Raw genomic sequence first — 12,303 nt, 5'->3', positions numbered from 1 at the left:
TTGCTCGCCCCGCTACTTGCCAAAATGGCTCAGGATGAACTCCGCAATTTCCCCTGACTTCAGCATGTGCACGTTATGTCCACAATCACATTTGAGCAAATAACGATTGCTTTCGCGGCCGACAACCCGCTGCAAATCCGCCTCTCGATTGCCGTAGAGCCCGGCTGAAGCCAAAACAAAGCCGATGGGAACCTTGATATGGTCGTAGAGATCTATGGCCGGATAGATCGGCTGTTCAGGGTCCGGAACCGAGACAACCGCGATTTCTTCCATGCCGGGCCGACGAATGAAACCCGCGCCGTGCTGCATGAACGACCGCCGGGTAAATGCGGCAACCAGAGTTTGGTCCACACCCGCGTTTAACCAGTCTCCCGGCGAGTTGCGGCACACCTCCGCGATGTACTGCTCCATTTCATCGACACCTGCCTCCCACCCGTACCGGAAGAGATTCCAGAGTTGTTCGCTCGGCAAGTACCACCCTTTGGCCTCTTCCGGCGTCTTTCTTCCGTCGAGGGTGAACCCGTCCAGCACCACTAGCGCCGAGCATTCCCCACCGGCCGCCGCGTACGCGGAAATGGCATAACCGCCAGTTGAGTGGCCGACCAGCAAAGGGCTCTTGAGTCCCAGTGCGGAAACCAATGCGCCGATATCCCGCCAGTATTGTTCCGCGTTGGTGGATTGTGCAGGCGTTTGTCCGTGACCGCGCAGATCAAAGGCAACCATCCGGAATTTACCGCGCAGCTTTTCTGCCAGCGGATGCCATACTTCGAGGTTGTGACCGGTTCCGTGAACCAAAAGCATGTCGGGGCCGCTGCCGCCAAAATCACGTATGGCGAATTGATCACTTCCGGCGCGGACTAATTCGGTTAGGGTTGCCATATGATGACCCATCAATCATATGCGCGCCGCGCGCGCCACTTCCGCCAGCGTGGAAACCACGGCCTCTTGAATCACCGGATCGTTGAAACCGGCGGCGCGGATGTTGTCCAGCGCCGACCGGATGGCGATTTCGGCGCTGTCGGCTTCACGGTCGAATTCCAGATACACCGTCTGGTTGTGACTGCACACCAGCGCATCGTCGCAACCGGCGGTGAAGAGGCTGTCTTCCAGGCCGGTCATATCGGTCCGCGCATCGCGGATGACAATCGTGAAATGGTAGGTGTTCATTCGTCCGACTCCTCACCCTTGCATTGATCAACCTTGTGCATGATTTGCCGCGCATGGGTTTCGGTGCTGCGTGGCGTGCTCTATGTGAATCCGGGGCATTTTAATGCGCCCTACGACTGTTTGAAAAAGGGGTTTTTCTACAGCAGCAACGTCCCTCTTGATGGAAGGGTTAGGCTGCACTCCCGGCGAACCCACTGAGCCCTTCACTGAAGCGAAGATAAGAGAACGAACTCTTCTCCAGCAAAACCTTTAACTCTGGACTGACGAAGTAGTACTCATCGTCCATGGTTAACAGACGCGGGCCGTTCAAGTTGATATCTTTGATTTGCTCACTATTGAATAGCTGGCCGACTCGAAGACGAACATGAGTGGTGATCTCTTCCTTCGACAGCGGGTCGTAGATGACAGCCTGTTGGTACTGAACTCTTTCCAGCCCGACTTCCTTCAGGAACTCAGCAAGTTCCCTCTCTACCAGGAGATAGCGATGACCAGGCATGAATGGAGCAAGCGCTCCTTTTTCAACTAGCTGTAGCCTGCCATCAGCAAGCTCGTACAGCCGTGGCGCGGATTGCTCGCACTCTACGAAGAACGGTAGCGGCATTTTGTGCAGCCTACTTTGAATTCAACAACCAAAATTGACGCCATAACTCCCACCCTTGGTGTTCAATCCCGGCACACCCCCACAACACATTGTTAACCAAAGCCTTTTCGATGAATTCCCAAGAAGTTCCACCAAATTCGCTCCTTAATTCCTGCCCGATCCTACCCCCACCCCGCCCAAATTCCAACCCCGCTCCCCACCCAAACCAAGGGCAGCCCTAAAGCCACCCCAACCCCACCCCAAACACCAGCAACGCCGCCCCCAACCCCGCAAACAGACTGCCCACCGTCACAATCTGCTTGCGCATGGAATCCATGTCATAAACCCAGTAGCAAACCACATAAAACGGCAGATACCCCAGCAAGAATATCCCCCACGGCGCACTCCGCCCCCACCACGGCCAATCCCACACCAGCATCCCCGCCGCGTTCAGCATCATCTCCACACACACGCTCATCGCCGAGAAAATCACCGCAAACCACCAGCGGTTATTGATACCCAGCCATTGCAGATTCTTGTCCTTCGGCAGACCCAGCGTCGCCAGCACCCCGGTAATGGCAAACATGAAGGTAATCTCGATGTTCAGCCCCATCAGGATCAGCAGCGAAGTATCCCCGGCAATGCCCCACACCGGCGCGTGGCCGGAAAAATGGAACACCAGCCCGTTCCAGATCTCGTTGAACCAGTCCATGCCCCAGAACGCCAGCCCCGCCAGTACCCGGCTGAAATTGCCGCGCTCCACTTCCTGAAAATAGACATACAGCACCACCAGCAACATCGGGATCACCATCCACGACATGTGGGAGGTATCGCGCAACACCGCCAGCGAACGGGCGGAGGCTTCACTGACCATGATCGGGCTCCTTCAGCCAAAAAAGTCGATTGCCGGACCGACAACGCCCGGTTTCCCCGGCGGCACAATCCGCTAGACTGCAGTATGGAAAAACGAATCACGGCCTGCTTATGAATCCCGGACACTCGCTTGCGCAAAACGGCCATGGCAACGTCAGCCGGGCGCTGGTGCAAACCGTGCTGGACGCCGTGCGGGACACGCCGCTGCCGCAGGCCGACGCCCTGAAGCACTTGCTGGCCGACCCCGCCGCCGTCATTCCGCTGGAACAACTGGAACAACTGCTCGACGCCTTCGGTGAATTGGCCGGTCCGACCTGCGGCCTGCAACTGGGCGCACAGGCGCGGCCCGCCACCTTCAGCGCACTGGGCTACCTCGCCATGAGCAGCCGCACGCTGGGTGATGCCGTCAGCCTGATGCCCTCCTATGAAAGCGTAGTGATGGACGTGGGCCTGACGACGCTGACCCGCGACGGAGACGCCGTGCAACTGGCGTGGGGCCTGCGCGACCGGCGGCCGCATCCGGTGCTGGAAGATTTCATTCTGGCAGCCTGGCTCAGCCTGGGGCGATGGCTGGTGGGCAAGTCCCTGACGCCGGACAGCATCCGCTTCACCCACGGCAAACCCGCCGACCCGGAAGCCTATCGCCGCTATTTCGGCTGCGCACTGGAATTCGGGCAATTGCAGGCGGGCATGCGCTTCCCCGCCGACTGGCTGGCGCTGCCGGTGCTGCACGCCGACCCCGACCTGCACGCGCTGATGCTGGACCGCGCCCGGGCGCTACAGGCCGCGCAACCCGTGACCGGCGTGTGGAGCCGTCAGGTGCTGGCGGTGCTGCCTGATTTGCTGCCCCGGCAACAGGCCACCATGCCGGAAGTGGCTGCGCGGCTGAACGTCAGCGAACGCAGCCTGCGGCGGCGGCTGGCGGAAGAAGGCGAAAGTTTTCAGGACTTGTTGCAGGAACAGCGGCGGCAACTGGCCTGCCACTATCTGCGCAATGAACGGCTGGGGTTGCTGGATATTGCGTTGCTGCTGGGCTACGCGGAGCACAGCGCGTTTTCGACAGCGTTCCGGCAGTGGTATGGCGTGACGCCGGCGCAGTTTCGGGGCGGGAATCAGGTCGGGCGAAGCCCGACCTGAAAAACAACTTACTTGGGCGCCATCCGCAGCGACCCGTCCAACCGGATCGTTTCGCCGTTCAGCATCGGATTGCCGATGATGGACGCGGCCAGGCTGGCAAATTCCACCGGACGGCCCAGACGCGCCGGGAACGGCACGGATGCGCCCAGCGAATCGCGGGCTTCTTGCGGCAGCGCCATCAGCATCGGGGTTTCGAACAGGCCGGGGGCAATGGTGACGACACGGATGCCGTAGCGCGAGAATTCGCGGGCCAGCGGCAGAGTCATGCCCACCACGCCGGCCTTGGAGGCGGCATAGGCAGGCTGGCCGATCTGGCCGTCAAAGGCGGCGACAGAGGCGGTGTTGATGATCACGCCGCGCTCGCCTTCCTCGTTCGGGGCCAGCTTGGCCATGGCGGCGGCGGCCAGACGGATCACGTTGAAGGTGCCGACCAGATTGACCTGGATTACACGGTTGAAACGGTCCAACGCCAGCGGACCTTCACGGCCCAGCGCCTTCTCGGGGGTGCCGATACCGGCGCAGTTGATGGCGCCGTGCAGCCCGCCCAGCTCGTTCAGGGCCACATCCACCGCCTTCTGCACATCCGCTTCCGAGCATACATCCGTCTTCACGAAACGCACGGCCGCACCCAGTTCGGCTACCAGCGCGGCACCCGATGCTTCGTTCACATCCATGATCACGGCCTTGCCGCCATCGGCCACGATGCGGCGGACGGTGGCTTCACCCAGACCGGACGCGCCGCCGGTCACCAGAAAGACGCTGTTTGCGATTTGCATGAAAAGGATGCTCCTTCACAGGGTTAAGATGGGCATCGATATTCCGCCCGAAACCGCTCGATTTCAAGAGCTTTACCGGACGAATATCCAATAAATTCACCCGCGCCGGTCATGAGCCAAACAAGAAGCCGATGCGAATTGAATGCGAACTTGATTTCACTTTATGGTCGAAACCATCACGACAAGAACAATTTTTCGCCAGACCGGAGTTCCTCATGCTGCCCTTTGCCCCCACCACCGCCGTTCGCCAGATGCAGCAGAACATGCCCGGAGATACCGGCATCCTCCCCTTTTTCGGACGCAGCCTGGACTTCCTCTATGACCCCATTGGCGCCATGCTGGCAATGCGCGAACAATACGGCGATGTTTTCTGGACGCAGTCGCTGGGCATCTACGGCGTGTTCATGATCAGCCCCGAAGCCAACCAGCTGGTGCTGAGAAACGAGGACAACGCCTTCTCCAACCATCTGGGCTGGGACTTCTTCATCGGCAAGTTCTTCAAGCGCGGCATCATGCTGCTCGACTTCGAGGAACACCGTTTCCATCGCGGCATCATGCAGGCCGCCTTCAAGAAGAACGCGCTGGTGCGCTACCTCGAGGGCATGAATCCGGCCATCCGCCAGGGTATCGCCCGCTGGCAGCCCGGCCCCGATTTCAAGGTGCTGGTGCAGTTGAAGAAACTGACGCTGGATATCGCCACCGAAATCTTCATGGGCGAGAAGCTGGGGCCGGAAGCCGACCGCGTCACCCGCGCCTTTATCGACTGCGTGCTGGCGGGCACGGCGCTGGTGCGCTACCCGGTGCCGGGCGGGCGCTGGTATCGCGGGCTGAAAGCGCGGGCGGTACTGGAGGAGTTCTTCCGCTCGCGGGTTGCCGCCAAGCGCGCCAATCCCGGCGACGACCTGTTCAGCCGCCTGTGTCTGGCTGAAGATGAAAACGGGCAGAAATTCACCGACGATGACGTCGTCAACCACATGATTTTCGTGATGATGGCCGCACACGACACCTCCACCATCACCCTCACCGCCATGTTCTACTTTCTGGCCAAGCACCCGGAATGGCAGGAAAAGATCCGCGCCGAAAGCCTGGCCCTGGGCAAGGAATTCATTGAGCATGAGGACCTGCCGAAGCTGAACGCCGCCGACATGGTAATGAAGGAATCGATGCGGCTGATTGCGCCGGTGCACGGCATTCCGCGCAAGACGGTGAAGGAAGTGCAGTTCAAGGGCTACACCATTCCCGCCGACACCTACGTCATCATCAGCCCGATCGTGACCCATCATCTGGCCGACTGGTGGAAAGACCCGGAGAAATTCGACCCGGAACGTTTCAGCAAGGAGCGCAACGAGCACAAGAAGCACATGTACCAGTACCTGCCCTTTGGCGGCGGCGCGCACATGTGCATCGGCCTGCATTTTGCGGAAATGCAGGTGAAGGCGATTTTGCATCAGGTGGTGTTGAAGTACCGCTGGGGCGTGCCGAAGGGCTATACCATGCCGGTGAACTTTACGTCGCTGCCGACGCCGAAGGACAAGTTGCCGGTGAAGCTGGAGAGGATTTGAAGATATTGTCCCCTCCCCACCTGTGGGGGGTGCGGAAAGAGGCCCAAACACACCGGCAACTCTGAAGCCACCGCCGTACCCCCCACCCCGGCCCACCCCCACTGGTGGGTTGGTAGAAAAGATCTGAACCCCAGCGCCCTCGCCCCCTTATAAAACACAAACGACGCCACCCACGCCAGCAGCAGCGGCCAGGCCACCGCAAACGCGGTATAGGCCCGGCTCTTCGACTCGGCCAACAGCGTCGCCACGGTGGAAAGGCACGGCGTGTACACCAGCGTAAAGATCATGAAGCTGTAGCACTGCACCCAGTCCATGCTCTGCGCGATCTGCTGGTTGAGGGCGTCGCCCTCCATCCCGTAGATCACCGCCAGCGACCCGACCACGATTTCCTTCGCCACAAAACCGAAGATCAGCGCAATGGCCATCTGGCCGTCAATGCCGATTGGCGACAGCACCGGTTCGAAGAAATTGCCCACCATGCCCGCCAGGCTCTCCGCCCCGGCCACCGTGACGCCCGGCGGCAGGTGCGTCATCGCCCACACCAGCGCCACGCCCAAGGTAATGAACTTGGTGGCGCGCACCAGAAAATGCCGGGCTTCCTGCCAGGCCCGCAGCCACAGCATGCGGAAGGTGGGCAGGCGATAAGGCGGCAACTCCAGCACAAACGGCTCACGGTCCTTGAACTGGCTCTTGAAGATGAAGGCTGTCACCACCGCCGTGAAAACACTGAGGAAATACAGGCTGAACAGCACCAGTGGCGCTTGTTTGCCGGTAAACAGGATGGTGGTGAGAAACAGGAATACCTGCAAACGCGCCGAGCACAACGAAAACGGGATAATCAGCATCGTCAGCAGCCGCAGCTTGCGCGAGCGCATCACCCGCGTGCCCATCAGCGCCGGCACGTTGCAGCCGAAGCCCATCAGGATCATCACGAAACTGCGCCCGTCCAGACCCATGCGCGCCATGAAGGCATCCATCAAATAGGCAGCGCGGGAGAAGTAACCGGTGTCTTCCACCACCGCCATGAACAGGAAGAAGATGATGATGATCGGCACAAAGGTGGCGACAGTGGCCAAGCCGTCCCATAAACCATCAAGCAGGAAGCCGGACAGCAGCGGCGGCGCCCAGGACAGCAGCGGCGTCAGTACATCGGACTTCAGCCATCCTTGCACGAAGTCGACGCCGTCCTGCAAGGGTGCGCCCAGCAGGTAAACCGCTTCGAACAACAGGAAGAGAATGCCGAAGAACAGCGGCAGCCCCAGCCAAGGATGCAGCAGCCAGTGATCAATGCGGTTGGATAATTTGTCGGACGCCAGCGCCGGGACGTCCACGGCGGCCTGTGCCAACGCGGCGGTCTGCGCGCGAAGCAGGCTGTCTTCGGGCAGTGCGCCGAAAGCAGAGTCCGGCACCTGCACCGGGCCGGACTTGGCCAGCCCCTGCTGGAAAACGGGGATGACCTGGTTCATGCCCTGCCCCAGCTTGGCGCTGATGGCCACCACCGGCATGCCCAGCTTCTGCGACAGCACGTCGGTCTGGATGCGGATGCCCATCTGGTCGGCTTCGTCCTTCATGTTGACGAACAGCACGGCAGGCAGGCCCAGCGCCTTGATTTGCAGGGCGATGTGCAATTGCCGCTCGATCTGGACGGCATTCACCACCAGCGCCACCAGGTCGACAGGGTTTTGGGTCAGGAATTCACGCACCACGGCTTCGTCATCGGAGAAGCCGCGCATGTCATAGATGCCGGGGAGGTCAACCACCTCGACGACACTGTCGCCGACAATCAGGCGGGCGGAAAGCAGGTCAACCGTGACCCCCGGCCAATTGCCGATTCGGGCTGAAGCCCCGGTGAGACGGTTGAAGAAAGTGGATTTTCCGGTGTTGGGCATGCCAATGATGGCTACCCGGCGGCGTGTTCCCGGTTCAGGCGAAGACGACGGTGATGCCTGCGGCATCCTGGCGGCGCATGATGACATCGGTCGTTCCAATTCTCAGATGGAGGGGCCCGGCAAAGGGGGCGCGGCGGACGACTTCAATCATTTCACCCACGCGCAGGCCGAGGGCGCTCAGCCGGTGGGAAAATTCCGGGGAGACAGAAATGCCGGCGATGGTGGCTTTGCGGCCGGTGGCCAGGCGATGCAGCGGATTCAGTGCGACGTTCACGGTCATGGCGCTCACACAATCTCTGAATGAGAAACAATTGCATTATCATGAAAACAATAATGGATTGCAAGTGAGAACGATTGCTTTTTGGCAATGATGCTCACTTAGAAACAATAATACCCATTGTCCGCACAAATTTAAAGGTTATTTCAATCTGTAACAGAAAAATTGTGACTTGGACGCTTGCTTGCAAGAGGCCTCATCTGTTTTGATCGAATCAACTCCGGAGCAGCATAACAACACCTGCCGGAGCCCCGAAACTGGCCACAAGAAGAGGGTTTCATGATTAGAAGAAAATCCCTGCGCATGGCGCTGACCGTGATGGCCCTGGCCGTCGGCCTGCCCGCCATCTCCCACGCCGATGTCGATGACGACCTGGATGAATTGCGCGGCACCAACTCCTTCAGCGACTGGCAGTTGGTGAAACACGACACCCGCCGAAACATCAAGGCCTACACCAAGCGCGAAGACGGCAAGGGCGTTCGGTCCTTCAAGCTGGACTATCTGGTGGATGCGCCGTTCATGACGCTGGCGCGGGTCTATCTGGATATTGAAAGTTATACCCGCTGGTTCTGGACCGTGCGTGAAGCCCGAGTGCTAAAGAAGGTTTCCCCCACCGAATTCTATTATTACGTGCAGCATGACGCCCCTGTCACCCTGCCGGACCGTGACGCCATTATCCGGGTCACGGTGGAGCCATATACGGAACGCAAGGGTTATGGCGCCTTGCGCCTGAAGGCCGAGCCCAACTTCCTGCCGCCCAAGCCGCCGCTGGTGCGCATGGACGCCGAGGATATGGTGGTTAAATTCACGCCGATCAGCGACGACCAGGTGCGGGTGGAAGTGGAAGGCTTCATTGATCCGGGCGGACTGGCGCCGTCCTGGGCGATCAACGCGGTGCAGCGGCAGGCCCCCTATTACACCGTGCTGGGCCTGCAGCGCATGGTGCAGTTGCCCAAGTACAAAGACGCCAAGGGGCCGTTACCGTTCAACCTGATACAGGAAAACTGAGGCTCCCCGCGCTACCGGCGCAGCCATGAGGCCGCGCCGGTCCTGTCACATCTCCCTCAAACCCCGGCCGTATGTGCTGTCAGCCCCACTGAAGTCTCTGCCTCACACCACGATCAATAGCCTGCCACTATCAAAATCTTGATTTTTATTCATTGGTAAGAAACCAGCCTCCTGTCTACGCTTGCTACATCCCCGCGCTTCTCCCAATGGAAGGTCAAAGTATCATGAGCACCGAATCGAAATGCCCCTTTGCCGCCGTGCAGGGCAAGAACGCCACCGCAGGCTCGCGCGGTAACCGCAACTGGTGGCCCAATCAACTGAATCTGGCCATCCTGCACCAACATGCCCCCGCCTCCAGCCCCCTGGGTTACGGCTTTGATTACGCTGACGAATTCCGGAAGCTGGATTACGCCGCCCTGAAGAAGGATCTCGCCACCCTGATGACCGACTCGCAGGACTGGTGGCCCGCCGACTGGGGCCACTACGGCGGCCTGTTCATCCGCATGGCCTGGCACAGCGCCGGCACCTACCGCACGGCTGACGGGCGCGGCGGTGCCGGCGCGGGCAACCAGCGCTTCGCCCCGCTCAACAGCTGGCCGGACAACGGCAACCTCGACAAGGCCCGCCGCCTGCTGTGGCCGCTCAAGCAGAAATACGGCAACCGCATCTCCTGGGCCGACCTGATGATTCTGGCCGGTAACGTGGCGCTGGAAAGTATGGGCTTCAAGACCTTCGGCTTTGGCGGCGGCCGCGCCGACATCTGGCAGCCGGAAGAAGACATCTATTGGGGCAACGAAAAGCAATGGCTGGCCACCAGCGACAAGGCCGACAGCCGTTATTCCGGCGACCGCCAACTCGACAACCCCCTGGCCGCCGTGCAGATGGGCCTGATCTATGTCAACCCGGAAGGCCCCGACGGTAACCCCGACCCCGTCGCCTCCGGCCGCGATGTGCGCGAGACTTTTGCCCGCATGGCGATGAACGACGAGGAAACCGTGGCGCTGGTCGCTGGCGGCCATACCTTCGGCAAGGCGCACGGCGCTGGCGACCCGGCGCTGGTGGGGCCGGAACCGGAAGCCGCCCCGATCGAGGCACAGGGTCTGGGCTGGATCAACAGACTCGGCAGCGGCAAGGGTGTGCATACCACCACCAGCGGCATTGAAGGCGCATGGAAGCCCAACCCCACCACGTGGGACAACGGCTATTTCGACATGCTGTTCAGTTATGAATGGGAACTGACCAAGAGCCCGGCGGGCGCGCATCAGTGGGTGGCAAAGCATTGCAAGCCGGAACATCTGATCCCGGATGCGCACGACCCGTCGCAGAAACATCCGCCAATGATGACCACCGCCGACCTGTCGCTGCGCTTCGACCCGGCTTACGAGAAGATTTCGCGGCGTTTCCACCAGGACCCGCAGGCTTTCGCTGACGCCTTCGCCCGCGCCTGGTTCAAGCTGACCCACCGCGATCTGGGGCCGAAAGCGCGCTATCTGGGCCCGGAAGTCCCGGCGGAAGAATTGATCTGGCAGGACCCGGTGCCTGCCATTGACCATCCGGTCGTGGATGCCGCCGACATCGCCGCCTTGAAAGTGAGAATTCTGGCATCCGGACTGAGCATTGCCGAACTGGTATCGACAGCCTGGGCCTCGGCATCGACTTTCCGGGGATCGGACAAGCGCGGCGGCGCCAACGGTGCGCGTATCCGCCTTGCCCCGCAGAAGGATTGGGAAGTGAACCAGCCTGCGCAACTGGCGAAGGTGCTGGCGGTGCTGGAAGGCATTCAACGCGACTTCAACGCCGCACAGAGCGACGGCAAGCGCGTGTCGCTGGCCGACTTGATCGTACTGGGCGGCAATGCGGCGGTCGAAGCGGCAGCCAAGGCAGCCGGACAGGCGGTGGAGGTGTCCTTCACCCCCGGCTGCACCGACGCCACGGCGGAGCAGACCGATGCCGAATCCTTTGCAGTGCTGGAACCGCAGGCCGACGGCTTCCGCAACTACCAGCAACAAGCCTACCGGGTTCCGGCGGAAACGCTGCTGGTGGACAAGGCGCAACTGCTGACACTGAGCGCTCCGGAGATGACGGTGCTGGTGGGCGGCTTGCGGGTGCTGGGGGCGAATGCAGATGACACGCAACACGGCGTTTTCACAGCGCGTCCGGGACAGCTGAGCAACGACTTCTTCGTCAACTTGCTGGACATGGGCACGGTGTGGAAGCCGGTGTCCGACACGGCAGAGGTGTTCGAGGGCCGCGACCGCCAGACCGGGGAGCTAAAGTGGACCGGCACGCGGGTGGACCTGGTGTTCGGATCGAACTCGCAACTGCGGGCGCTGGCAGAGGTTTATGCGCAGCGGGATGCAGAAGCGAAATTCGTGAGCGACTTTGCGGCTGCGTGGGGGAAGGTGATGGAACTGGACCGGTTTGAGCAAAAGTAACAGCGGGCCGACAAAAAAGCCTCATGCCAGCGAAGGCATGAGGCTTTTTCAGGCATATCAAACCCAGGTCAATGGGCCTTGCGCCCGAAGCTACAGGCCGGAACGCACCATCCGCACCAATCGCTCACCGGACTTGGCGTCACCATAGGAATTCCCCGATCCGAAATGCACATACCAGGCAAAGGCGGGGTACGTCACCACGGGCGAAGAGCTCCAATACCAGTCATTGACCGTTCCAGGAAACAGTGCGGTGTTAATGGCCGGCGACTGACAAGCATCCTCCACCAGACTTTGCAGCTCCTTGATGTCCGGCAGACGCCAATCATTCCCGGCCACCCGCGCGGCTTGCAGCGCGCCCTGCCAGTTCAGAGCGGAGGCCGTGCCGTTGCAACGGCCTGCACTCCAGTTCTGGCCCAGACTGCAGCGCTGCCAGACCAGACCCGTTCGGCTGTCCCTGACTTCGGCTTCACTGGCCAACACCTCATAGCGACTGTCGGCCGCCACAACCGGAATATGGGGATTACAGGTTTGCGCCCTGGCGGTCACCGCCAGCAAGAGCCAGGCGGATGCCACCGCCATTAGCCGGTAAATCATGATCT

The 12,303-nt window shown here is 60.7% G+C and carries 12 protein-coding genes; 4 read left to right on the top strand and 8 right to left on the bottom strand.

Annotated features, from left to right (window positions below; translation table 11 throughout):
- Nucleotides 1-12 precede the first annotated feature (12 nt).
- The 4 genes from Q7T36_RS17500 to Q7T36_RS17485 all read right to left on the bottom strand — a co-directional run bounded on the left by Q7T36_RS17500 (nucleotide 13) and on the right by Q7T36_RS17485 (nucleotide 2,621).
- The gene (locus Q7T36_RS17500; protein WP_304851849.1) at nucleotides 13-879 is read right to left on the bottom strand and encodes an alpha/beta fold hydrolase; all 867 of its coding nucleotides are present in this window, start codon (nucleotides 877-879) and stop codon (nucleotides 13-15) included.
- 15 nt (nucleotides 880-894) lie between these two features.
- Nucleotides 895-1,167 (bottom strand): hypothetical protein, encoded by a 273-nt coding sequence (locus Q7T36_RS17495; RefSeq protein ID WP_304851846.1) that lies wholly within the window; start codon nucleotides 1,165-1,167, stop codon nucleotides 895-897.
- Nucleotides 1,168-1,336: 169 nt separating this feature from the next.
- Nucleotides 1,337-1,768, bottom strand: a complete 432-nt coding sequence (locus Q7T36_RS17490) for a hypothetical protein (protein ID WP_304851843.1) — start codon at nucleotides 1,766-1,768, stop codon at nucleotides 1,337-1,339.
- A gap of 217 nt (nucleotides 1,769-1,985) precedes the next feature.
- The gene (locus tag Q7T36_RS17485; protein ID WP_304851840.1) at nucleotides 1,986-2,621 is read right to left on the bottom strand and encodes a hypothetical protein; all 636 of its coding nucleotides are present in this window, start codon (nucleotides 2,619-2,621) and stop codon (nucleotides 1,986-1,988) included.
- Between the two features lie 110 nt (nucleotides 2,622-2,731).
- Here Q7T36_RS17485 and Q7T36_RS17480 point away from each other — a divergent pair, with 110 nt between their 5' ends.
- On the top strand, nucleotides 2,732-3,757 hold the full coding sequence (locus Q7T36_RS17480; protein ID WP_304851837.1) for an AraC family transcriptional regulator: 1,026 nt from the start codon (nucleotides 2,732-2,734) through the stop codon (nucleotides 3,755-3,757).
- A gap of 8 nt (nucleotides 3,758-3,765) precedes the next feature.
- Here Q7T36_RS17480 and Q7T36_RS17475 read toward each other — a convergent pair whose 3' ends face one another.
- Entirely contained in the window at nucleotides 3,766-4,533 is a 768-nt protein-coding gene (locus tag Q7T36_RS17475; RefSeq protein WP_304851834.1) for a 3-hydroxyacyl-CoA dehydrogenase, read from the bottom strand.
- Nucleotides 4,534-4,748: 215 nt separating this feature from the next.
- Here Q7T36_RS17475 and Q7T36_RS17470 point away from each other — a divergent pair, with 215 nt between their 5' ends.
- Entirely contained in the window at nucleotides 4,749-6,095 is a 1,347-nt protein-coding gene (locus Q7T36_RS17470) for a cytochrome P450 (RefSeq protein WP_304851831.1), read from the top strand.
- Here Q7T36_RS17470 and feoB read toward each other — a convergent pair.
- Both feoB and Q7T36_RS17460 read right to left on the bottom strand, forming a co-directional pair.
- Nucleotides 6,020-8,071, bottom strand: coding sequence for a ferrous iron transport protein B (gene feoB, locus Q7T36_RS17465; RefSeq protein WP_304851828.1), 2,052 nt, complete (start codon nucleotides 8,069-8,071; stop codon nucleotides 6,020-6,022). The genes Q7T36_RS17470 and feoB overlap by 76 nt on opposite strands.
- Entirely contained in the window at nucleotides 8,019-8,264 is a 246-nt protein-coding gene (locus Q7T36_RS17460) for a FeoA family protein (RefSeq protein WP_304851825.1), read from the bottom strand. The genes feoB and Q7T36_RS17460 overlap by 53 nt, the downstream gene beginning before the upstream one ends.
- A gap of 276 nt (nucleotides 8,265-8,540) precedes the next feature.
- On the opposite strand from Q7T36_RS17460, the gene Q7T36_RS17455 reads away from it, so the two are divergent.
- Nucleotides 8,541-9,269 carry an START domain-containing protein gene (locus Q7T36_RS17455; protein ID WP_304851820.1) on the top strand — a complete coding sequence of 243 codons (729 nt, stop codon included), beginning with the start codon at nucleotides 8,541-8,543 and terminating at the stop codon, nucleotides 9,267-9,269.
- A 224-nt stretch (nucleotides 9,270-9,493) separates the two neighbouring features.
- Nucleotides 9,494-11,704 carry a catalase/peroxidase HPI gene (gene katG / locus Q7T36_RS17450; protein ID WP_304851817.1) on the top strand — a complete coding sequence of 737 codons (2,211 nt, stop codon included), beginning with the start codon at nucleotides 9,494-9,496 and terminating at the stop codon, nucleotides 11,702-11,704.
- A 90-nt stretch (nucleotides 11,705-11,794) separates the two neighbouring features.
- Here katG and Q7T36_RS17445 read toward each other — a convergent pair whose 3' ends face one another.
- Entirely contained in the window at nucleotides 11,795-12,298 is a 504-nt protein-coding gene (locus Q7T36_RS17445) for a DUF1566 domain-containing protein (protein WP_304851814.1), read from the bottom strand.
- Nucleotides 12,299-12,303: the final 5 nt, after the last annotated feature.

Source organism: Fluviicoccus sp., assembly GCF_030646115.1.
In the GTDB taxonomy this organism is placed as follows: Bacteria; Pseudomonadota; Gammaproteobacteria; order Pseudomonadales; family Moraxellaceae; genus Fluviicoccus.
This window is presented reverse-complemented; position numbering and strand designations above follow the sequence as displayed.

Bases quoted from the DNA above. Each gene is read 5' to 3' on its own strand.
- Q7T36_RS17500 (WP_304851849.1), bottom strand. From the start codon at position 879: ATGGCAACCCTAACCGAATTAGTCCGCGCCGGAAGTGATCAATTCGCC.
- Q7T36_RS17495 (WP_304851846.1), bottom strand. From the start codon at position 1,167: ATGAACACCTACCATTTCACGATTGTCATCCGCGATGCGCGGACCGAT.
- Q7T36_RS17490 (WP_304851843.1), bottom strand. From the start codon at position 1,768: ATGCCGCTACCGTTCTTCGTAGAGTGCGAGCAATCCGCGCCACGGCTG.
- Q7T36_RS17485 (WP_304851840.1), bottom strand. From the start codon at position 2,621: ATGGTCAGTGAAGCCTCCGCCCGTTCGCTGGCGGTGTTGCGCGATACC.
- Q7T36_RS17480 (WP_304851837.1), top strand. From the start codon at position 2,732: ATGAATCCCGGACACTCGCTTGCGCAAAACGGCCATGGCAACGTCAGC.
- Q7T36_RS17475 (WP_304851834.1), bottom strand. From the start codon at position 4,533: ATGCAAATCGCAAACAGCGTCTTTCTGGTGACCGGCGGCGCGTCCGGT.
- Q7T36_RS17470 (WP_304851831.1), top strand. From the start codon at position 4,749: ATGCTGCCCTTTGCCCCCACCACCGCCGTTCGCCAGATGCAGCAGAAC.
- feoB (WP_304851828.1), bottom strand. From the start codon at position 8,071: ATGTCATCATGCGCCGCCAGGATGCCGCAGGCATCACCGTCGTCTTCG.
- Q7T36_RS17460 (WP_304851825.1), bottom strand. From the start codon at position 8,264: ATGACCGTGAACGTCGCACTGAATCCGCTGCATCGCCTGGCCACCGGC.
- Q7T36_RS17455 (WP_304851820.1), top strand. From the start codon at position 8,541: ATGATTAGAAGAAAATCCCTGCGCATGGCGCTGACCGTGATGGCCCTG.
- katG (WP_304851817.1), top strand. From the start codon at position 9,494: ATGAGCACCGAATCGAAATGCCCCTTTGCCGCCGTGCAGGGCAAGAAC.
- Q7T36_RS17445 (WP_304851814.1), bottom strand. From the start codon at position 12,298: ATGATTTACCGGCTAATGGCGGTGGCATCCGCCTGGCTCTTGCTGGCG.